Below are 19,437 nucleotides of genomic sequence, written 5' to 3' on the forward strand. Positions count from 1 at the left end.
TTCAACATCGCCACTGAAAAAGCCAATCGCATCAACGGTGAAATCCGCGTCCCCGAGGTGCGCCTGATAGGTCTGGACGGAGAACAGCTGGGCATCGTCAAGATTGCCGATGCGTTCCGTCTTTCCGAGCAAAACGACGTGGATCTGGTGGAAATCGCGCCGAACGCCGAGCCGCCGGTCTGCCGTTTGATGGACTACGGTAAGTTCAAGTACCAAGAGCAGAAGCGTCAGGCCGAAGCTCGTTCGAAGCAGAAGGTCATCCAGGTCAAGGAAGTCAAATTCCGTCCGGCCACCGACGAGGGCGACTACCAGGTCAAGCTGCGCAACCTGCGCCGCTTCCTCGAGGAAGGCGACAAGGCCAAGGTGACGCTGCGGTTCCGCGGCCGTGAAATGGCCCACCAGGAACTGGGCATGCGGGTACTTGAGCGTGTGCGCGACGATCTGCTGGAATTGGCCCAGGTCGAAGCCATGCCGAAGCTCGAAGGCCGTCAGATGGTCATGGTGCTGGCGCCCAAGAAGAAGGCTGCCCCCGCGGGCAAGCCGGAATCGGCGGCATAAAGCTCCTGCCGGCCTTCCCGTCCGGGAAGGCCTGGCCGCTCTTCTCCGCGACCCGCCGTCCAGCCCATGTTCGGCGGGTTCGCTTATTGGGCGGCTCTGCGCTACGATGTCATAGATAGCCGCCTTCCCGAAAGGGAAGGCGGTGTACGTTCGGGGTGTCGCGATGCATGTTTTGTTCGTTTTGGATCCCTTGCCGCTCTTGAAGGCGTACAAGGACAGTTCTGTCGCCATGATGCGTGCCCTGGTGGCGCGCGGGCATACGCTCAGCGTGGCCATGCAGGGCGACCTGTACATCGAGACCGGCACGGTCAAGGCCGTCACCACGCCCATCGAGCTGGTGGATGGCGCCGACCTGCACGGCCATGACTGGTGGCGCGAATCGGCGCCGCAGGACCTGCCGCTGGCCGATTTCGGCGCGGTGGTGATGCGCAAAGACCCGCCTTTCGACATGGAATACGTGTATTCCACCCACCTGCTCGAATACGCCCAGGCGCAAGGCGCCAAGGTGTTCAACGGTGGCGCGGCGATCCGCAACCATCCCGAGAAGCTGGCCATCACCGAAATCAGCGAGTTCACCGCTCCGACGCTGGTGACGCGCAACATGGCGCGCCTGAAGGCCTTCCACGACACCCACCACGACGTCATCGTCAAGCCGCTGGACGGCATGGGCGGCACCGGCGTGTTCCGCCTGCAGCCCAAGGACCCGAACCTCAACGCCATCCTGGAAACGCTGACCGACAACGGCGCGCGCACCATCATGGCGCAGCGTTACATCCCCGAGATCGTCAAGGGCGACAAGCGCATCCTGCTGATCGGCGGCGAACCGGTGCCGTATTCGCTGGCGCGCATCCCGCTGGCCGGCGAAACCCGCGGCAACCTGGCCGCGGGCGGCCGTGGCGTGGCGCAGCCGCTGTCGCCGCGCGACCGCGAGATCGCCGAGGCGGTGGCCCCCAGGCTGGCCGCGCGCGGCCTGCTGCTGGTCGGCCTGGATGTCATCGGCGACTACGTCACCGAGGTCAATGTCACCAGCCCCACCTGTTTCGTGGAAATCGCCGAACAGACGGGTTTCGACGTCGCGGGCATGTTCGTCGAGGCGCTGGAAAAGGCCGTGGCGACGGGTGCCGTGGCCGCTGCCGCCTGAGCGCGCCGGAATCCGCCATGACCACGGGTATCGTCATCGTCGTGCACGCGCCGCTGGGCGCCGCCATGCGCGAATGCGCCAGCCATGTCATGGGCAACCTTGACGGCATGCTGGCGATCCACGACATTCAGCCCGAGGACTTGCCGGACGACCTGGCGCCCGCGGTGCTCAAGGATATCCTGGAGCAGGACCATGGCGGCGGGGTGTTGGTGCTGACCGACCTGATCGGCGCCACGCCCGCCAATATCTCCAAGCGCGCCGTGGCCGATGCCCAGGCGCAGGGCATCCAGTGCTGTGTGCTGGCGGGCCTGAATACCCCCATGCTGCTGCGCGCCTTGACCTACCGTAGCCTCTCCCTGGCGGAGACGCGCGAAAAGGCGCTGGCCGGCGGGGTGCAGGGCGTGTTGCGGGTAGACTGACGGGCAGGAACTTGTCCTATTATTTCGGCTAATATTTCAAGCCGATGAGTGGTTCGACAATTTGCTGCAATCACCAACTGCGGCGTGATGCCGTGGTCATAATATCTCCTATGCCTAATACAGACATTGTCATCAGCAATAAACTGGGTTTGCATGCGCGGGCGGCCGCCAAACTGACGCAACTGGCGAGCAAGTTCTCCAGCGAGATCTTCATCTCGCGGGGCGCGCAGCGGGTCAATGCCAAGAGCATCATGGGGGTCATGATGCTGGCCGCCGGCCTGGGCGTGACCGTCAAGCTGGAGGCTTCGGGCAGCGATGCCGAGCAGGCCCTCTCCGAAATTGAAACTCTGTTCGACAGCAAATTCGGTGAACAGGAATAGCAGCGCTTCCGAATCCGCCGGCCCGGACGACGTCCGGGCCGGCATGTCCGCGGCCGGTACCGCGGTTCTTGCACATGACGGGGATGGCTCAGCCAGCCCCGTTATTTGTTTGTACGGCAAGGGCGTGGCGCGCGGTTACGCCATCGGCCGCGCGGTGGTCATGGGGGCGGCGGCGCTGGAAGTCGCGCACTACCGCATCGCGCCCGAGGACGTGCCGGCCGAGAGCAGCCGCCTGACCGAGGCGCTGGCCTCGGCGCAGCAGGAACTGCGGCAACTGGCCGATACCCTGCCGGCCGATGCGCCGCGCGAGCTGGGCGCGATGCTCAATGTGCACAGCCTGTTGCTGGGCGACCCGCTGCTGGCCGAGCAGACGCTGGCGCTGATCGCCGAGCGGCACTACAACGCCGAATGGGCGCTGACCACGCAGGGCCAGATCCTGGGCCAGCAGTTCGACGCCATGGAAGACGAATACCTGCGCGAACGCGGCGCGGACGTGCGCCAGGTGATCGAGCGGGTGCTGCACGTGCTGTCCGGCACCTCGGCCATCCTGCCGGACATGTCGCACATGGGCGGCGACGAGGCGCTGGTGGTGGTGGCGCACGACATCTCGCCGGCCGACATGCTGCGCCTGCGCGGCGGACGCTTCGCCGCCTTCGTCACCGACCTGGGCGGGCCGACCTCGCATACCGCCATCGTGGCGCGCAGCATGGGCGTGCCGGCCGTGGTGGCCATGGGCAACGTGCGCGAGCTGGTGCGCGACGGCGACATGCTGATCATCGACGGCGCCGCCGGCGCGGTGGTGGTCAATCCGTCGGAACGCATCCTGCAGGAATACCGCCGCCGCCAGGCCGCGTACGCCGATGAGCGCGCCGAACTCGGCCTGTTGCGCGACGAGCCGTCGGTCACCCTCGATGGCATCGACATCGTCCTGCACGCCAACATCGAACTGCCGGAAGAGGCGGCGCTGGCGCTGGCCTCCGGCGCGCACGGCATCGGCCTGTTCCGCAGCGAATTCCTGTTCATGGGGCGTCCGGACCTGCCGGGCGAGGAAGAGCAGTACGAGGCCTACGCGTCCGTCGTGAAGGTGATGGCGGGCCGTCCCGTCACCATCCGCACGCTCGACATCGGCTCGGACAAGACGCTGGACGGCGAAGCCACGGTGGCCACCAATCCGGCGCTGGGGCAGCGCGCCATCCGTTACTGCCTGGCGCGCCCGGAGATGTTCGCGACCCAGCTGCGCGCCATCCTGCGGGCCTCGGCCCATGGGCCGGTGCGGCTGCTGATCCCGATGATCGCCCACATGCACGAGGTGGTGGCGACGCGGGCCGCCATCGAGTCGGCGCGGCGCGAGCTGGATGCGCGCGGCCAGGCCTATGCGGCGCACATGGAAGTGGGCGCCATGGTCGAAGTGCCGGCCATCGCCATCGCGATCGAGCCCTTCGCGCAGGCGCTGGATTTCCTGTCGATCGGCACCAACGACCTGATCCAGTACACGCTGGCCATCGACCGCGGCGACCACGACGTGGCGTCGCTCTACGATCCTTTGCATCCGGCGGTGTTGCGGCTGGTGGCCCACACCATCAATGCCGGCGAGCGGGCCGGCAAGCCGGTGGCGGTGTGCGGCGAAATGGCCGGCGATTCGCGCATGACGCGGCTGCTGCTGGGGCTGGGGTTGACCGAATTTTCCATGCATCCGCAGCAACTGCTGGACGTGAAGCGGGAAGTGCGGCGAGCGCACACCAACGCGCTGCGCGTGAAGGTGGCCAGCGCCTTGAACCGGGCCTTGCCAGTGGATCTGGATACGCTCGATCTGGCCTGAGAGCCGCTGACGCCGGGGCCTCGCCCCAACGAACGGAAAGCCCGGCGCATGCGCCGGGCTTTTTTTGCGCCGGCGGGCGCGGGGGGAGGGGCACCTTGGGAGGGGCAGGCCGCTTGCGTCTGGCCCGGCCTTCGAAACGGGATCGCCGGGACGAAAAAAAGCCCCCTGCGAAGAGGGGGCTTCCCGTGGCCCCGCCCGGCAGCGGGCGGGGGTGACGATCAGCTGTGATAGGCCGATTCGCCGTGGCTGGTGACGTCCAGCCCTTCGCGTTCCTGGTCTTCCGGCACGCGCAGGCCACACAGGGCGTTGGCGATCTTGTAGGCGATCCAGGCGACCACGCCCGACCAGACGATGGTCAGCAGCACGCCTTCGAGCTGCACCCAGAGCTGGCCCAGGATCATGCCAGGCTCGGCCAGGCCCGGGCCGCCCAGGGCCTGGGCGTTGAAGATGCCAGTCAACAGGGCGCCGACGATGCCGCCCACGCCGTGCACGCCGAACACGTCCAGCGCATCATCGGCGCGCAGCAGGCGCTTCAGGCCATTGACACCCCACACGCAGACCACGCCGGCAACCACGCCGATGATCAGCGCGCCCACCGGGCCCACCAGGCCTGCGGCCGGGGTGATGCCGACCAGGCCGGCGACGGCGCCCGAGGCGGCGCCCAGCATCGAAGGCTTGCCCTTGATGGCCCATTCCGTGAACAGCCAGGCCAGCACGGCGCCAGCGGTGGCGATCATGGTGTTGAAGAAGGCCAGGGTGGCGTTCTCGTTCGCGGCCAGGGCGGAGCCGGCGTTAAAGCCGAACCAGCCCACCCACAGCAGCGCGGCGCCCACGAAGGTCATCGGCAGGTTGTGCGGCTGCATGGCTTCGCGGCCATAGCCGACGCGCTTGCCGACCACATACGCGCCCACCAGGCCGGCCACGCCGGCGTTGATGTGCACCACCGTGCCGCCGGCGAAATCCAGCGCGCCCTTGGCATTGAGCAGGCCCGGCGCCGTTTCCGAGGCGAACCAGACCATGTGCGCAATGGGGATGTAGGCGAAGGTGAACCAGATCACCGTGAACACCAGCACCGCCGAAAAGCGGGCGCGTTCGGCGAAGCTGCCGACGATCAGCGCGCAGGTGATGCCGGCGAACGTGGCCTGGAAGGAGGCGAACAGCAGCTCGGTCAGCGAGTTCGACATGGCGTACTTGCCGTCGGCTGGCGTGAACATGCCGGAGAAGAAGGCGCGCGAAAGGCCGCCGAAGAATGCGTTGCCTTCGGTGAAAGCGAGGGAATAACCGTAGATGAACCAGAGGACCAGGCCCAGCACGAACGTGCACATCACTTGCAGCAGCACCGACAGCACGTTCTTGCTGCGTACCAGGCCGCCATAGAACATCGCCAGACCGGGTACGGCCATCATCAATACGAGGAGGGTAGAGACGAGCAACCAGGAGATATCTGCTTTATCCATTTTCAGGCTCCAATGAGTCTTTCTTATTTGTCTACAGCGCAGCTTCGCCGGCTTCACCCGTCCGGATGCGGATCACTTGTTCGAGGGGGGCGGCGAAGATCTTGCCGTCGCCGATCTTGCCGGTGCGGGCGGCCTGTTCGATCGCTTCGATGACCTGGTCCACCAGATGGTCGGGCACGGCGGCCTCGACCCGCAGCTTGGGCAGGAAGTCGACGGCGTATTCCGCGCCGCGGTACAGCTCGGTATGGCCCTTCTGGCGCCCGAATCCCTTCACTTCGGTAACGGTGAGGCCCTGGACGCCGATTCCGGATAGAGCCACCCGCACTTCGTCGAGCTTGAAGGGCTTGATGATGGCGATGATGAGTTTCATGGCATTTCCTCTCATGGTTGCACGTTGGCATCGACAATCAAGCAAATTCCATGCCATGTGGGGCGATGCCTGGAAAGCATAGAGGCAGGCGCGTTTGTTGTGCCGAACCGCACCAACATGGTGCGTCATGCACCATCTGCCAGCCTCAATCCGGTGCATCCCGCCCCCAAGGTGAGGAATGCAACGGAATATGTTCTGGCGCCGCCATTTGTTGCCAGTTGATGCCGGTTTGATCGCGCTCTGTTGCGCTCGCGGTGCGTGATGCGTATCGCCCATGGCCGTGCGCGCCTGGCCGCCGAGCCTTGCGGGGCGGGCTTCGCGCGTCCGTGAAAGCGGTTTCAGGAGCTTGAAAGCGGAGCACGCTCACGCCTAAAAAGGGGGCGGGGCGTGATACGAGGGTTTACACGCATAAGCTTGTTGCCAAAGGTAGGCTGAAGAAGAATCAAGTCCGGCTCATTGCGATGGCAGGGCCTGATCGGGCCGCGACAAGAGGTTCCGGCGTTGCGGCTCTCTGAATACGAAAAGCAATAAAGGAAAGAGGAATGATGAATACCCAACGCAAGACCTTTGCCGTGCTGGCGCTGGCCGCCGCGCTGGCCGCCCTGGCTGGCTGCAACAAGAGCGACGATAAGGCCGCCCCGCCCGCGGCTTCGACCACGCCGGCCCCGTCCACCACCACGCCGGGCACGCCGCCCGCGGCCACCACGCCGCCGGCCACGACCGCGCCGTCCGGCTCGGGCGCCCCCGCCGGCGCCACCGCCGGCCTGCCTGCCGAGTGCGATGCCTACCTGACCCAGGTCAGCGCGTGCATGGACAAGCTGGGCGCCTCCAATCCCGCCGCGGCCAGCTTCAAGCAGCAGCTCGACGCCGCCAAGACTCAATGGGCCACGATCAGCGACAAGACGCAGCTGGCCTCCCAATGCAAACAGTCGGCCGACCTGTTTGCGCAGTCCGCTTCGCAGATGGGCTGCAAGTAACGATGTTGGTAGGGGGCTGCCCCCAAGGCGGCCCGGTTTTCTCCTGTGCTTTGATGGGCGGTCACCGCATGCGGCCCGCCCTCTTTTTTTGCCGCCGGGCCGCCCCAAGGCAAAAACGCCCCCTCGGGGGGGCAGCGACCCGCGCAGCGGCGGAGCGTGGGGGTCTTTTTTTGCCGCCGGGCCGCCCCAAGGCAAAAACGCCCCCTCGGGGGGCAGCGACCCGCGCAGCGGCGGAGCGTGGGGGTCTTTTTTTGCCGCCGGGCCGCCCCAAGGCAAAAACGCCCCCTCGGGGGGCAGCGACCCACGCAGCGGCGGAGCGTGGGGGTCTTTTTTTGCCGCCGGGCCGCCCCAAGGCAAAAACGCCCCCTCGGGGGCAGCGACCCGCGCAGCGGCAGAGCGTGGGGCCGGAAAGCACTACACTTGAGGCACCAAGAATATCGTGAGGCCGCTATGAACAATCGCACCCAGTGGATGGAAGACATCCAGAAGAACATCTCCGACCTGATCGCCCGCAGCCCGGCGGCGGATGTCGAGCGCAACGTGCGCGCCATGATGACGCAGGCGTTCTCCAAGCTCGATCTGGTCACCCGCGAAGAGTTCGACGTGCAGGCCGATTTGCTGGCGCGCACGCGGGCGCGCGTCGATCAGTTGTCCGCCACGGTTGAACAGCTGGAGTCGCGCCTGGCGGCCCTGGACAAGTAATCCGCGCGGACATTTCTGCCACGGCCGCATCCGCGGCCGTTTTCGTTTTCGGCATACTGGCCTTCGATCGCCCTCGGAGACCGCCTTGACTCTTGCCGTAATCGCCAGCTGCACGCTCAGCGGCCTGCACGCCCATGCGGTGCGCGTCGAGACGCACCTGGGGCCGGGCCTGCCGAGTTTCAACGTGGTCGGCCTGCCCGACACCGAAGTCCGCGAAAGCCGTGAACGCGTGCGCGCGGCCATCCTCAACAGCGGCTTCAATTTCCCCGCCGGCCGCATCACGGTCAATCTGTCGCCGGCCGACATTCCGAAGGAGTCCGGCCGCTTCGACCTGCCCATCGCGCTGGGCCTGCTGCTGGCCGCCGGACAATTGGCGCCTCGGGAGGAGGGTGCGCAGGAAGGGGGCGCGGCCGCGGCGCAGGCCGCCGCGCCCGATCCGCTGTTGGCCGGCCTGGTGCTGGCGGGCGAATTGTCGTTGACGGGCGCGCTGGTGCCCGTCTCGGCAGCCCTGGTGATCGCGCTGAGCGTGGCGCGGGAATCGCCCGGCGCCACGCTCATCCTGCCGGCAGGCAGCGCCGAGCAGGCGGCCTGGGTCGAGGGCCTGCGGGTGCTGTCGGCCCGCAGCCTGGCGGATGTGGCGGCTCATGTGGCGGGCGTCTGCCACTTGCCGGACGCCATTGCGGCGAGCTGGCCGGCCGCGCCGCCGGCGCCGTGCCTGTCGGACGTGCGCGGCCAGCCCGGTGCGCGGCGCGCCCTTGAAGTGGCGGCCGCGGGCGGCCACAGTCTCTTGATGGTGGGGCCGCCTGGGGCCGGCAAGAGCATGCTGGCCGCGCGCCTGCCCGGCCTGCTGCCGCCGCTGGCGCGCACGCAGGCGCTCGAGGTCGCGGCTATCGCCGCGCTGGCCGGCGCGCCGGACGCGCGCATGGGCACGCCGCCGTTCCGCGCCCCGCATCATTCCGCGTCCCCGTTCGCGCTGGTGGGCGGCGGCGGCCGCCCGCGTCCCGGGGAGATCAGCCTGGCCCATCACGGCGTGCTGTTCCTGGACGAGCTGCCCGAGTTCAGCCGGCGCACGCTCGAGGCGCTGCGCGAGCCGCTGGAGACGGGTAGGGTGGTGATCGCCCGCGCCCTGCACACCGCCCAGTTCCCCGCCCGCTTCCAGCTGGTGGCGGCGATGAATCCGTGCCCCTGCGGCTGGCGCGGCCACCCGCGCCGGGCCTGCCAGTGCACGCCGGACCAGGTGGCGCGTTATGCCGGCAAGGTTTCGGGGCCACTGCTCGACCGGATCGACCTGTATGTGACCCTGCCGCCGCCCGATCTGGAAAGCCTGCAGGGACCGCCCGGCGAGGCGTCGGCGCCAGTGCGGGCGCGAGTGGCGCGTTGCCGCGAGCGCCAGCTGGCACGGCAGGGCAAGTCCAATGCCGGCCTGGCCGGCGCCGAACTGGAGCGTCATTGCCCCATGGACCCGTCCGCCCAGGCGCTGTTGCTGCAGGCGATGCGGCGATTGGCGGGGTCCGGGCGGGCGCTGCATCGCGCCCTGCGGGTGGCGCGGACCATCGCCGACCTGGACGGGGCGGATACGCTACAGGCCAGCCATGTGGCCCAGGCGGTGCAGTATCGACGGCCGGGGGTATGATGGCGGATCGCCCCTCGGGACTTGGGGCCGCCTCGGTGCGGGGTTCTGTTTCCCCTGGTCCGTCCCTGGTTGTGCTGCCCTGTTGTCCGGCGCCGTGTCCCGGCTCGACAAAACCAGGGAAATCACCATATAATCAAAGGCTTTCCCGGATCCAGGCTACTTTTTTGCCGGCGGTGCGGGGAAGGCCGGGCCAAATGCCCTGGCGGCAGCCGAATGGCGCAAGCCGGGATTCATGGCCCTGGGGGTATTCGAGTAATGCCCCAGCAGTACCCCAGCAGTACCCCCAAGAAGTGGCAAGAGGTCCTCAAGTTTTGCCGCAATGGTGTAGGTCGAACGTTTCCGCCTTCGTGGCTTGGGGCGTTGCCAACCGCCTTGCGACAAGCACCTCGCGTCATGTAAATCAACAATGCGTTCAGTTTAGGGAATCATCATGCCCAAGATGAAAACCAAGAAAAGCGCCGCAAAGCGCTTTCAGGTTCGCGGCAGCGGATCCATCAAGCGTGGTCAGGCGTTCAAGCGTCACATCCTGACCAAGAAGACCACCAAGAACAAGCGCCAGCTGCGCGGTTCGGCGGCGGTTCACGAGACCAACGTGGCTTCCGTGAAAGCCATGATGCCTTTCGCTTGATATAAGGGAGATCTACTATGCCTCGCGTCAAACGCGGCGTTACCGCCCGCGCACGTCACAAGAAAGTCATTTCCGCCGCCAAGGGTTACCGTGGCCGCCGCGGTAATGTGTTCCGTATCGCCAAGCAAGCGGTCATGCGCGCTGGCCAATACGCCTACCGCGACCGCCGCAACAAGAAGCGCACGTTCCGCGCGCTGTGGATCACGCGTATCAACGCCGCCGTCCGCGAACATGGCGTCAGCTACAGCGTGTTCATCGCCGGCCTGAAGAAGGCTGCGATCGAACTCGACCGCAAGGTCCTGGCCGATCTGGCCGTGCGCGACAAGGCCGGCTTTGCCGCCATCGTGCAGCAAGCCAAGGCTGCCTTGGCTGCCTGATCGCGCGCTTTAACTCATCGCGCATCGCTGCAAACGGGGCTGTAATGGCCCCGTTTGCGTTTTGAAGGCTGGATTTCATGACTCAATCGGTTGACGACCTGGTTTCCCAGGCGCAAGAACGGTTCGCCGCGGCCACCGACGCCGCCGCGCTCGAAAACGCAAAGGCCCGTTTCCTGGGCAAGGACGGCGCGCTGACGGTCCTGCTCAAGGGGCTGGGCAAGCTCGATCCCGAGCAGAAGCGCGACATGGGCGCCCGGATCAATCAGGCCAAGCAGAAGGTCGAAGAGCTTTTGAATCTGCGCCGCGCCGCCTTGGCGCAAGCGGAGCTGGATGCCCGCCTGGCCTCCGAAACCATTGACGTATCGTTGCCGGGCCGCGGTCGCGTGCCGGGCGGCATTCATCCGGTCATCCGGACCTGGGAGCGGGTCGAAGAAATCTTCCGCTCCATCGGCTTCGACGTGGCCGACGGCCCCGAAGTCGAGAACGACTGGACCAATTTCACCGCGCTCAACAACCCGCTGGACCATCCGGCGCGTTCCATGCAGGACACGTTCTACGTCGACATGAAAGACGCCGACGGCCTGCCGCTGCTGCTGCGCACGCACACCAGCCCCATGCAGGTGCGTTACGCCCGCATGCACAAGCCGCCCATCAAGGTCATCGCGCCGGGGCGCACCTATCGCGTCGACAGCGACGCCACGCACTCGCCCATGTTCCACCAGGTGGAAGGGCTCTGGATCGCCGAGGATATCTCGTTCGCCGACCTGAAGGGCGTGTATACCGATTTCCTGCGTTGCTTCTTCGAAAGCGACGATCTCGTCGTGCGTTTCCGTCCGTCGTTCTTCCCGTTCACCGAACCGTCGGCCGAAATCGACATGATGTTCACGTCGGGTCCCAACCGCGGCCGCTGGCTGGAGATCTCCGGTTCGGGGCAGGTGCACCCGCAGGTGGTGCGCAACTTCGGCCTGGACCCCGAGCGTTACATCGGCTTCGCCTTCGGTTCCGGCCTGGAGCGCCTGACGATGCTGCGCTACGGCGTCAACGACCTGCGCCAGTTCTACGAAGGCGATTTGCGCTTCCTGCGCCAGTTCAACGAATAACAGACGGCTGATCATGCAATTTCCCGAATCCTGGCTGCGTACGCTGGTCAATCCTCCGATCGCAACCGATGAACTCGCGCACCGGCTCACCATGGCCGGCCTGGAAGTCGAAGACACCGTGCCGGCCGCGCCCGCGTTCACGGGCGTGGTGGTCGCGCACATCGTCGAGATCGCCCCGCACCCGGACGCCGACAAGCTGCGCGTCTGCCAAGTCGATGACGGCTCCGGCGCGCTGCTGCAGATCGTCTGCGGCGCGCCCAACGCGGCCGCCGGCCTGAAGGTGCCGCTGGCCCGCGTCGGCGCGGAACTGCCCGGCGGCATGAAGATCGGCGTGGCCAAGATGCGCGGCGTGCAATCGTCGGGCATGCTGTGCTCGGCGCGCGAACTGGGCCTGTCGCAGGACCATGCCGGCCTGCTGGAGCTGCCGGCCGATATGGCGCCGGGCCAGTCGATCCGCGAAGCGCTGGACCTGGACGACACGCTCTTCACGCTGAAGATGACGCCCAACCGCGCCGACTGCCTGTCGATCCTGGGCGTGGCGCGCGAAGTGGCCGCGCTGACCGGCGCGCCGCTGTCGGTGCCGACCGCCAAGGCCGTGCCCGTGACTTTGGACGAGCTGCGTCCTGTCAGGATCGAGGCGCCGGACCTGTGCGGCCGCTTTGGCGGCCGCGTGATCCGCGGCGTGAATGCGCGCGCGCAGACCCCCGCCTGGATGAAGACGCGCCTGGAGCGCGCCGGCCAGCGTTCGGTGTCGGCGCTGGTGGACATCTCCAACTACGTCATGCTGGAACTGGGCCGGCCCTCGCACGTGTTCGATCTGGACAAGATCCACGGCGACCTGTCGGTGCGCTGGGCCCGCGAAGGCGAGACGCTCGAACTGCTGAACGGCCAGACCGTCACGCTGGATTCGAAGGTCGGCGTGGTGGTGGCAGGCGACCAGGTCGAAAGCCTGGCCGGCATCATGGGGGGCGAGGCCACGGCGGTCACGCTCGACACGCAGAACATCTACCTGGAAGCCGCGTTCTGGTGGCCGCAGTCGCTGGCCGGCCGCGCGCGCCGCTACAAGTTCAGCTCCGAGGCCAGCCACCGCGGCGAGCGCGGCGTGGACTTCGCCACGATTCCGCAGCACATCGAATTCATCACGCGCCTGATCGTCGACATCTGCGGCGGCCAGGCCGGTCCGCTGGACGACCAGATCGTCAACCTGCCCAAGCGCGAGCCGGTGCGCATGCGCCTGGCGCGCTGCCATCGCGTGCTGGGCGTGCCGGTCACGCAGGCCGAAGTCGCAAAGATCTTCGGCAGCCTGGGCCTGGAATTCACGCTCGATGGCGACGACTTCGTCGTCACCCCGCCGTCGTATCGCTTCGACCTCGAGATCGAGGAAGACCTGATCGAGGAAGTGGCCCGCATCTACGGTTTCGAGAACATCCCCACCGTGCCGCCGCTGGCGCGCGCCAAGATGTTCTCGCAGCCCGAAGTGCGCCGCGGCCCGCATGCGCTGCGCCGCCTGGCCGCGGCGCAGGACTACCAGGAAGTCGTCAACTACAGCTTCGTCGAAGCCGAGTGGGAGCGCGACTACGCCGGCAACGACACGCCGGTCAAGCTGGTCAACCCGATCGCCAGCCATCTGTCGGTGATGCGTTCGAGCCTGATCGCCGGCCTGGTGGCCAACATCCGCCACAACGCCAACCGCAAGCAGACCCGCGTGCGCCTGTTCGAACTGGGTCGTGTGTTCGCGCGCGACGATGCCGCCAAGGACGGTCCGCTGGAAGTGGCCGGCGTGCGCCAGCCGCTCAAGCTGGCGGGCGCCGCATGGGGACCGTCGGTGGAAGAGCAGTGGGGCGTGCCGGCGCGCCAGGTCGATTTCTACGACGTGAAGATGGATGTCGAGGCGCTGTTCGGCGCGCGTGGCGCCCGCCTGCGTTTCGAGGCCGCCGCCCACCCCGCGCTGCATCCGGGCCGCAGCGCCCGCATCACGCTGGACGGCACGCAGGTTGGCTGGCTCGGTGAGCTGCATCCGCGCTGGGCGCAGCAGGCCGACCTGGCGCACGCGCCGGTGGTGTTCGAGCTGGACGTGCAGGCGCTCTCCGAAGGCGAGCTGCCGCAGGTGCGCGAGCTGTCGCGCCAGCCCGTGGTGGTGCGTGACCTGGCCCTGTGGGTCGATGCGCCCGTGACCGTCCAGTCCATGCTGGACACGGTGGCGGCGACCGTCAAGGCCGACCCGCAGCTGGCCGTGGTGCAGGACGTGCGCCTGTTCGACGTCTGGCGCGAAAAGCCCCAGGGCGACCAGCCCGTGGCCGAGAAAAGCCTTGCGTTCCGTTTCTGGCTACAGGACACTGAGGTCACACTGGACGAAGCCCGGGTGGCCGCCTGCCTGGCACGCATCAAAGACGCTTTGGTCAGTGCCCACGGCGCGCGCCAGCGCGCTTGAACCATGGGGAACAGTATGCTTGCCGAGCCGCGCACCCTGACCAAGGCCGAGCTGGCCGAACTGCTCTTCGAGCGGGTCGGCCTGAACAAACGCGAAGCCAAGGACATCGTCGATACGTTCTTCGAGGAAATCCGCGACGCCCTGGCGCGCGGTGACTCCGTCAAGCTTTCGGGCTTCGGGAATTTCCAGGTGCGCGACAAGCCGCCGCGCCCGGGGCGCAACCCCAAGACCGGCGAAACCATCCCCATCGCCGCGCGCCGCGTGGTCACGTTCCACGCGAGTCAGAAACTCAAGAGCGTCGTCGAACAGGCCACGCCCGCGGCGCCAGACGCCGAGGAGTGATACGCTTTGTCGGTAATTGTTATCGGCTCTCGACGCATCGCGGCATAGAATTCTCTTATGACACGTACCGAATCCACCGTTACCTTACCGCCCATTCCCGCCAAGCGTTACTTCACCATCGGTGAAGTCAGCGACCTGTGTGGCGTCAAGCCTCATGTCCTGCGGTATTGGGAACAGGAATTCACGCAGCTCAAGCCGGTGAAGCGGCGCGGTAACCGTCGCTATTACCAGCACCATGAAGTGCTGCTGATCCGCCGCATCCGTTCCCTGCTGTACGAGCAAGGCTTCACCATCAGCGGCGCGCGCAACCGTCTGGGCGATGCGCGCGACACGCCACACGACCAGGATGCCGCGGTGCGCCTGAGCGGCGCGGAGATGCAGGCCCTGCGCAACGAGCTGGGCAATGTGTCGACGATGCTGGGCGAGGCGCTCGGCTCGGCCGCTACGGCTTCGAGCGGCAATGCGGTGAGCGCCAACGCCACGGCCTGAGCATGGCGGTGCATTGCACCGCCGTCTATCCGAGTTGATGGCCCCGCGCCATGGGCGTTGTCGTTGAACGCGGCGTGCATGGAGCGCTGAGACCTGTAGTTCACTCTGTCGCATAGTGCAGCTCATCCTGTGGTTTAGTCTGCGATTCAGTGCCTTGCGTGCCATGCGCGAGCCTTGCCTGTGAGTGTTGCGGGCATTGCGTAGGGCACGCAAATTTTTTTTGAGTATTCGGCACTTTTTTTGCACCAATGCGTGCAAACAATTTTTAGGTCTGCTATACTCTTTTTCTTTCGGGGCGTAGCGCAGCCTGGTAGCGCACTTGCATGGGGTGCAAGGGGTCGCGAGTTCGAATCCCGCCGTCCCGACCAGCAATACCCTAGGGGGTTAGTGATGAAAATCACTAACCCCCTTTCTCATTGCGGCCCCAACGCATGGGGCCAAACCCATGGGGGCCAAACCCATGGGGGCTAAATCCGTCGAATATCGGCGGCGCCTGTGGAGTCTTCCACATGCACGGACATGTCGTTCAGTGCTCATTTCGCTCAGTCCTCATTGCCCCTTCGTGATGGTTGCTGCGTTGCCGGCAATTGGAACAGCTGTGAACAGCGGGACGGGTTCGTGGCCGATCCACTCTCCCTTTCGTTATAGTTATCTCCCATGTTCAATACGCTATCTGAAAGGGAGGGATGGTGAGATCAGTCGCAGTGCTGCTGCTTGTTGTATTGACGGGGTGTGCTTCGGTGGAGGATCTGCGAACCGGGGGCACGATCTATGAAGGCGAGACTTCCAAGCCTGTTGCCGAATACGGCCCGTGTGTCTCGGAAAGGTGGTCGAAATTCAGCGCCGGCTGGACGAATTACTACCCAGTGCCCAAAGGGATAGAGATCGTGTATGCCCCCATGTTTGTCGATCTGCTCCTGCGCGCCGTCGAGCAGGATGGGGTGACTCGTATTCACATCGGAAGTCGCGCCGGTTGGCGTGCGACCGATTTCGTTCAAGCGGCCAAAGACTGCGCTTAAGTGTGCGATCGTTCCGGCCGTCGCCTCGTGCGATTGGCCATTTTTGTTCTGTATCCGCAATCATGCCTAAAGTCAGCCCTTGGGGGGCGTGCGGCATTGCCCGCACGGCGCAAGCAGAGCGTCAGAATCTGAACCCGCTGATGTATTCGCCGCAGGAGTTGTAGCTGGTCTTTCCGTTGGTCTTCATGTCATAGCGCAGCACCGTGCCTTGTCGGTGTAGAAGAGAAGATCACGGCAAAGTCGGTGTACTCGGGCACGTAGGCGCTGTAGGACCCATTTGTCGTGCCCATCGGAAACGATTGGTTTTTCCGCGCAAAAACGCGTGGGCGCTGCAGAACTGATACCGGCCCGGGCGCCATCAGTCGATAACCTCCGCGCACGCATCCGTTGGCGCGGCCGCGACGCCGCCGACGACCGGCACGATCTTGATGACGGCGGACGTGACGCGACAAGGCGCAGCGGCCAGGCCGCAGCCCGCGCAGGACAGGCAGAGCAGGGAGATCAGCAACCACTTCATGGGAGATGCGCCGGCGGATGGACGTTGGCACCGTCGGCGAGGCCAGGGTGCAATGGGAAGATTGTGCGTTGCGGGCCTGCCGGCAATAGTGGGGAATTGATGGGCGAATGTAATGACGTTTGCCCGCGATCAATCAGGATGTAACCGGGGCGGGCATGGACGGCTTCGGAGCGGCTTTGTCGCCGGAATAGGCGACCACGGCAACGCCGTCCAGCGTCAGTGGCGTCGGGGTCCGCCTGCGCCGGAAGGGCGCCATCGAGCGGCGGGCCGCCCCTTGGGGTTCGCGGCTGCGCCCCAAGGGGCACCGTACGCCCGGCGTGTCGTTTCAGCCGCGTGTACGCAGCCGTGCCACTGCCGTCAGGATCAGCTGCAGGATCGTCACGATGCAAAGCGCCGCCAGCATCGAGTCCAGCACCATGTTGTCCCACAGGCGCGGCGGACCGACGCGGAACTGGATGCTGTCGAACACCATGCCGGCGGTGAAGCTCGTGGCGAGCGTCCCGCGCCAGCCGCGCAGCGGCACGCAGCGCAGCGCCAGCAGGACGGCAAGGGTGAGAACCCACAGGCGGGGGTCCAAGGCCTGGGCGAGAAAATATGACAACGACTGGAGCTCCGGGAGGATGAAGCCCGCTCAGGCGCGGGCGCACGCCCGTTTTTAACCCAGGATCGGATGACCGGCGTGGGGAAAGCCGATCCGATGTCAGGGAAGGCGGGATTGCAGCGCGATGCGGTTGCCTTCGCTATCGCGGATTTCGGCCACCTGCCAGCCGGATCCGGTCGGGGTCTTGGGAAACAGCACTTCGCTGCCTAGCGCCTGGGTCCGGCGCAACGCGCCGTCGAGATCGCTCACTCCGAAATAGACGATGGGGCCTTGCCGGGTGGGCAGATAGGCGGGTCCCTGGGCCAACGCCCCGCTGGCGCCGTCTGTGCCTTCCTCGAAGGGGAAATAGGCCATCCTGCTGTCATGCAGGTCGACGATGCCGTCGAACGCGATGCCCAAGACCTGGCTGTAGAAGCGCATGGCGCGTTCGAGGTCGGCGGCGGGAATTTCCACGTGCTGGATCAGATTCATGGGCGGATCGGCAAATGTGTCGGAGCGCCGCGTTGACGCGCGGCGAGGGTTGTGGGATTGTCGCAAGGAAATCGGCGCCCGTGCGCCGCCGCGATGCGAGCCCTGCCATGCCCCACCCGCCGAAACCGGATGCCGCCGTGCGTCACTACCGCTTTGCCTGCCAGGACATCGAGGCGCGATACGGCCATGGCAATTTCGATGATGCCGGCGACCTCGTCGCCGAGGCCCTGCGTGACGTATCGGCTTGGGAGAACCAGTATCCGCTGGCTTTCGAGTTCGACACCGCGCATGCCAATCCGTGGTATCACGCGTTCGTCGCGACGGTCACCGGCCTGCCGGACGACGTTGCGCGGCGTTTCGCGGATCGCATGCGGATGCTCGGCCTGCCGTCGCCGCGCTCGGCCGATTGACCGGAATTCGGCTCGCGCGCTAGGATGCCGCGGCGCGTTCGCGCCTCGTCCATCCGCTACGGAGTCTTCATGGTCACCTGCTATCTGCGTTACGTCATCGACCCCAGCCGTCTCAAGGAATTCGAAGCCTACGGCAAGATGTGGATTCCGCTGGTCGAGAAATTCGGCGGCACGCATCATGGCTACTTCCTGCCTTCCGAAGGGGCCAACAATATCGCGCTGGCGCTGTTCACGTTTCCCAGCCTGGCCGAGTACGAACGCTATCGCCAGCAGTCGATGTCGGACGCGCAGTGCCAGGCGGCGTTCAAGTACGCCGAGGACACGCGCTGCATCCTCAGCTACGAACGCAGTTTCTTCCGTCCCGTGTTCGACTGAGCGCGGGCGCGGCGTGTTTCACCCGGTCGCCGTGCGCGGCCCTGCGCCCGCGTCGGTCGGCCTGTTATGCCTTGATTTGGACCGCTCTGTGCCTGTCGCGGGGCGGGGGCGGCGCGCATAATTTCCCGCATCCGCCATCCGCTCCCAGGAGCCCGCATGCGTTACCGCTACGTCACCGCCGATGTCTTCACCGAACAGGCTTACCAGGGCAACCCGCTGGCGGTGGTGCTGGAGGCCGGGGGGCTGGATACGGGGCAGATGCAGCGCATCGCGCGCGAGTTCAATTATTCTGAGACCAGTTTCGTTTTACCGCCGCGCGATGCCGGGCACACGGCCTGGGTGCGCATTTTCACGCCCGACCGCGAGGTGCCGTTCGCGGGCCATCCGAATGTGGGGACGGCGGTAGTGCTGGCGCGCGAGATGATCGCGGCCGGCCAGCCGGCGCCGGCGCGCTTTGTGTTCGAGGAGGAGGCGGGGTTGGTGCGTATCGACCTGCGTTATGGCGAGGACGGCGGCCTGCTGGGCGCCGAACTGGCCGCGCCGCAGCCTTTGACCCGCGCCAGCCAGGTGACGGTCGAGGCCGCGGCGCGCGCATTGGGCCTTGCGCCCGCCGATATCCTGCTGGCCGAACATGCGCCGCAGGTGGTGTCGGTGGGGCTGGTCTTCCTGGTGGTGCAACTGGCCAGCCGCGACGCTCTGCGTCGCGCCCGGCCGGATCCGGCGGGCTATGCGGCCTTGCTGCCGCTGGATGGCGCCCGCTCCATCTATGCCTACACCACCGATTGCGGCGCCGATACGGGGCTGGGACCCACGGATATCCAGGCGCGCATGTTCACCGGCCGCATGACCGAAGACCCTGCCACGGGCAGCGCGACGGGCGCGGCGACGGCATTGCGGGCGGCGCTGCGGGGCGCGGGCGCGCTGCGCCTGCGGGTGGGCCAGGGGGTGGACATGGGACGCGCCAGCCTGTTGCTGGCGCACGCCGAGGTGCGCCCGGACGGCGTGTGGGCTGGCGTGGCCGGCCAGGCGGTGGTGGTGATGGAGGGCACGCTGCCCGCGCCCGCCGCGGCCTGAATGCGCCGGCGCGAGCTTGTCGCGGCGCATCGCGGTCGTGTATGCTGGCCGCCATGAACCGCACCCATCATGCCCCGCCGGCCGCGCCGGCCCGGGCGGACAACCGACGAATCACTCGACGCCTGCGTTGAGTGGCAAGCCGTGTTC

Annotated in this window: 23 protein-coding genes and 1 tRNA gene; 19 read left to right on the forward strand and 5 right to left on the reverse strand. The window is 66.4% G+C overall.

Translation table 11 applies throughout. The annotated features are described in order from the left end of the window. Window positions 1–6 precede the first annotated feature (6 nt). The 5 genes from infC to ptsP all read left to right on the forward strand — a co-directional run bounded on the left by infC (window position 7) and on the right by ptsP (window position 4,317). Window positions 7–558 carry a translation initiation factor IF-3 gene (gene infC, locus ACUTAG_RS25935; RefSeq protein WP_076410237.1) on the forward strand — a complete coding sequence of 184 codons (552 nt, stop codon included), beginning with the start codon at window positions 7–9 and terminating at the stop codon, window positions 556–558. Between the two features lie 163 nt (window positions 559–721). Then, window positions 722–1,699, forward strand: a complete 978-nt coding sequence (gene gshB / locus ACUTAG_RS25940; protein WP_026385253.1) for a glutathione synthase — start codon at window positions 722–724, stop codon at window positions 1,697–1,699. 17 nt (window positions 1,700–1,716) lie between these two features. Beyond that, window positions 1,717–2,118: a PTS sugar transporter subunit IIA gene (locus tag ACUTAG_RS25945; RefSeq protein WP_020927045.1), complete on the forward strand. Its 402-nt coding sequence runs from the start codon at window positions 1,717–1,719 to the stop codon at window positions 2,116–2,118. A 110-nt stretch (window positions 2,119–2,228) separates the two neighbouring features. Then, complete coding sequence (locus ACUTAG_RS25950; protein ID WP_006387993.1) at window positions 2,229–2,498, forward strand: HPr family phosphocarrier protein; 270 nt, start codon at window positions 2,229–2,231, stop codon at window positions 2,496–2,498. Window positions 2,499–2,541: 43 nt separating this feature from the next. Further along, entirely contained in the window at window positions 2,542–4,317 is a 1,776-nt protein-coding gene (ptsP, locus tag ACUTAG_RS25955) for a phosphoenolpyruvate--protein phosphotransferase (RefSeq protein WP_045953099.1), read from the forward strand. Window positions 4,318–4,535: 218 nt separating this feature from the next. Here the strand turns inward: ptsP and amt are convergent, their stop codons facing one another. Then, on the reverse strand, window positions 4,536–5,774 hold the full coding sequence (amt, locus tag ACUTAG_RS25960; protein WP_006387995.1) for an ammonium transporter: 1,239 nt from the start codon (window positions 5,772–5,774) through the stop codon (window positions 4,536–4,538). Window positions 5,775–5,805: 31 nt separating this feature from the next. Then, window positions 5,806–6,144 carry a P-II family nitrogen regulator gene (locus tag ACUTAG_RS25965; protein WP_006218735.1) on the reverse strand — a complete coding sequence of 113 codons (339 nt, stop codon included), beginning with the start codon at window positions 6,142–6,144 and terminating at the stop codon, window positions 5,806–5,808. 542 nt (window positions 6,145–6,686) lie between these two features. Here ACUTAG_RS25965 and ACUTAG_RS25970 point away from each other — a divergent pair. From ACUTAG_RS25970 to ACUTAG_RS26020, 11 genes are all read left to right on the forward strand, one after another. Then, the gene (locus tag ACUTAG_RS25970) at window positions 6,687–7,121 is read left to right on the forward strand and encodes a DUF5339 family protein (protein ID WP_148316617.1); all 435 of its coding nucleotides are present in this window, start codon (window positions 6,687–6,689) and stop codon (window positions 7,119–7,121) included. 450 nt (window positions 7,122–7,571) lie between these two features. After that, window positions 7,572–7,823 carry an accessory factor UbiK family protein gene (locus ACUTAG_RS25975; RefSeq protein WP_006384618.1) on the forward strand — a complete coding sequence of 84 codons (252 nt, stop codon included), beginning with the start codon at window positions 7,572–7,574 and terminating at the stop codon, window positions 7,821–7,823. An 85-nt stretch (window positions 7,824–7,908) separates the two neighbouring features. Further along, a complete protein-coding gene (locus ACUTAG_RS25980) occupies window positions 7,909–9,456 on the forward strand; it encodes a YifB family Mg chelatase-like AAA ATPase (RefSeq protein WP_148316619.1) in 1,548 nt (515 codons plus the stop codon). Window positions 9,457–9,886: 430 nt separating this feature from the next. Continuing rightward, entirely contained in the window at window positions 9,887–10,084 is a 198-nt protein-coding gene (rpmI, locus tag ACUTAG_RS25985) for a 50S ribosomal protein L35 (RefSeq protein WP_006387997.1), read from the forward strand. 17 nt (window positions 10,085–10,101) lie between these two features. Then, window positions 10,102–10,461, forward strand: a complete 360-nt coding sequence (gene rplT, locus ACUTAG_RS25990) for a 50S ribosomal protein L20 (RefSeq protein ID WP_006387998.1) — start codon at window positions 10,102–10,104, stop codon at window positions 10,459–10,461. A gap of 77 nt (window positions 10,462–10,538) precedes the next feature. Continuing rightward, window positions 10,539–11,561 carry a phenylalanine--tRNA ligase subunit alpha gene (gene pheS, locus ACUTAG_RS25995; protein ID WP_006387999.1) on the forward strand — a complete coding sequence of 341 codons (1,023 nt, stop codon included), beginning with the start codon at window positions 10,539–10,541 and terminating at the stop codon, window positions 11,559–11,561. Between the two features lie 13 nt (window positions 11,562–11,574). After that, complete coding sequence (gene pheT, locus ACUTAG_RS26000; protein ID WP_006388000.1) at window positions 11,575–13,992, forward strand: phenylalanine--tRNA ligase subunit beta; 2,418 nt, start codon at window positions 11,575–11,577, stop codon at window positions 13,990–13,992. Between the two features lie 3 nt (window positions 13,993–13,995). Then, window positions 13,996–14,334: an integration host factor subunit alpha gene (locus ACUTAG_RS26005; protein WP_006388001.1), complete on the forward strand. Its 339-nt coding sequence runs from the start codon at window positions 13,996–13,998 to the stop codon at window positions 14,332–14,334. A gap of 57 nt (window positions 14,335–14,391) precedes the next feature. Beyond that, complete coding sequence (locus ACUTAG_RS26010; protein ID WP_006388002.1) at window positions 14,392–14,823, forward strand: MerR family transcriptional regulator; 432 nt, start codon at window positions 14,392–14,394, stop codon at window positions 14,821–14,823. Window positions 14,824–15,114: 291 nt separating this feature from the next. Then, window positions 15,115–15,191, forward strand: a tRNA-Pro gene (locus ACUTAG_RS26015). Between the two features lie 336 nt (window positions 15,192–15,527). Continuing rightward, entirely contained in the window at window positions 15,528–15,842 is a 315-nt protein-coding gene (locus ACUTAG_RS26020) for a hypothetical protein (protein ID WP_131727054.1), read from the forward strand. Window positions 15,843–16,200: 358 nt separating this feature from the next. Here the strand turns inward: ACUTAG_RS26020 and ACUTAG_RS26025 are convergent, their stop codons facing one another. The 3 genes from ACUTAG_RS26025 to ACUTAG_RS26035 form a co-directional block, all read right to left on the reverse strand. Further along, a complete protein-coding gene (locus tag ACUTAG_RS26025) occupies window positions 16,201–16,359 on the reverse strand; it encodes a DUF6726 family protein (protein WP_020927051.1) in 159 nt (52 codons plus the stop codon). Window positions 16,360–16,684: 325 nt separating this feature from the next. After that, on the reverse strand, window positions 16,685–16,960 hold the full coding sequence (locus ACUTAG_RS26030; protein ID WP_053500251.1) for a hypothetical protein: 276 nt from the start codon (window positions 16,958–16,960) through the stop codon (window positions 16,685–16,687). A gap of 99 nt (window positions 16,961–17,059) precedes the next feature. Next, window positions 17,060–17,431: a VOC family protein gene (locus ACUTAG_RS26035; RefSeq protein ID WP_053500249.1), complete on the reverse strand. Its 372-nt coding sequence runs from the start codon at window positions 17,429–17,431 to the stop codon at window positions 17,060–17,062. 80 nt (window positions 17,432–17,511) lie between these two features. Here ACUTAG_RS26035 and ACUTAG_RS26040 point away from each other — a divergent pair, with 80 nt between their 5' ends. The 3 genes from ACUTAG_RS26040 (at window position 17,512) to ACUTAG_RS26050 (ending at window position 19,290) form a co-directional block, all read left to right on the forward strand. Then, complete coding sequence (locus tag ACUTAG_RS26040) at window positions 17,512–17,841, forward strand: hypothetical protein (RefSeq protein ID WP_131727053.1); 330 nt, start codon at window positions 17,512–17,514, stop codon at window positions 17,839–17,841. A 69-nt stretch (window positions 17,842–17,910) separates the two neighbouring features. Then, complete coding sequence (locus ACUTAG_RS26045; RefSeq protein ID WP_020927055.1) at window positions 17,911–18,216, forward strand: NIPSNAP family protein; 306 nt, start codon at window positions 17,911–17,913, stop codon at window positions 18,214–18,216. A 156-nt stretch (window positions 18,217–18,372) separates the two neighbouring features. Then, window positions 18,373–19,290, forward strand: a complete 918-nt coding sequence (locus ACUTAG_RS26050) for a PhzF family phenazine biosynthesis protein (protein WP_148316621.1) — start codon at window positions 18,373–18,375, stop codon at window positions 19,288–19,290. Window positions 19,291–19,437 lie beyond the last annotated feature (147 nt).

Source organism: Achromobacter sp. CSND-B12 (assembly GCF_052906545.1).

Bases quoted from the DNA above. Each gene is read 5' to 3' on its own strand.
- gshB (WP_026385253.1), top strand. From the start codon at position 722: ATGCATGTTTTGTTCGTTTTGGATCCCTTGCCGCTCTTGAAGGCGTAC.
- ACUTAG_RS25945 (WP_020927045.1), top strand. From the start codon at position 1,717: ATGACCACGGGTATCGTCATCGTCGTGCACGCGCCGCTGGGCGCCGCC.
- ACUTAG_RS25950 (WP_006387993.1), top strand. From the start codon at position 2,229: ATGCCTAATACAGACATTGTCATCAGCAATAAACTGGGTTTGCATGCG.
- ptsP (WP_045953099.1), top strand. From the start codon at position 2,542: ATGTCCGCGGCCGGTACCGCGGTTCTTGCACATGACGGGGATGGCTCA.
- amt (WP_006387995.1), bottom strand. From the start codon at position 5,774: ATGGATAAAGCAGATATCTCCTGGTTGCTCGTCTCTACCCTCCTCGTA.
- ACUTAG_RS25965 (WP_006218735.1), bottom strand. From the start codon at position 6,144: ATGAAACTCATCATCGCCATCATCAAGCCCTTCAAGCTCGACGAAGTG.
- ACUTAG_RS25970 (WP_148316617.1), top strand. From the start codon at position 6,687: ATGATGAATACCCAACGCAAGACCTTTGCCGTGCTGGCGCTGGCCGCC.
- ACUTAG_RS25975 (WP_006384618.1), top strand. From the start codon at position 7,572: ATGAACAATCGCACCCAGTGGATGGAAGACATCCAGAAGAACATCTCC.
- rpmI (WP_006387997.1), top strand. From the start codon at position 9,887: ATGCCCAAGATGAAAACCAAGAAAAGCGCCGCAAAGCGCTTTCAGGTT.
- rplT (WP_006387998.1), top strand. From the start codon at position 10,102: ATGCCTCGCGTCAAACGCGGCGTTACCGCCCGCGCACGTCACAAGAAA.
- pheS (WP_006387999.1), top strand. From the start codon at position 10,539: ATGACTCAATCGGTTGACGACCTGGTTTCCCAGGCGCAAGAACGGTTC.
- pheT (WP_006388000.1), top strand. From the start codon at position 11,575: ATGCAATTTCCCGAATCCTGGCTGCGTACGCTGGTCAATCCTCCGATC.
- ACUTAG_RS26005 (WP_006388001.1), top strand. From the start codon at position 13,996: ATGGGGAACAGTATGCTTGCCGAGCCGCGCACCCTGACCAAGGCCGAG.
- ACUTAG_RS26010 (WP_006388002.1), top strand. From the start codon at position 14,392: ATGACACGTACCGAATCCACCGTTACCTTACCGCCCATTCCCGCCAAG.
- ACUTAG_RS26025 (WP_020927051.1), bottom strand. From the start codon at position 16,359: ATGAAGTGGTTGCTGATCTCCCTGCTCTGCCTGTCCTGCGCGGGCTGC.
- ACUTAG_RS26035 (WP_053500249.1), bottom strand. From the start codon at position 17,431: ATGAATCTGATCCAGCACGTGGAAATTCCCGCCGCCGACCTCGAACGC.
- ACUTAG_RS26045 (WP_020927055.1), top strand. From the start codon at position 17,911: ATGGTCACCTGCTATCTGCGTTACGTCATCGACCCCAGCCGTCTCAAG.
- ACUTAG_RS26050 (WP_148316621.1), top strand. From the start codon at position 18,373: ATGCGTTACCGCTACGTCACCGCCGATGTCTTCACCGAACAGGCTTAC.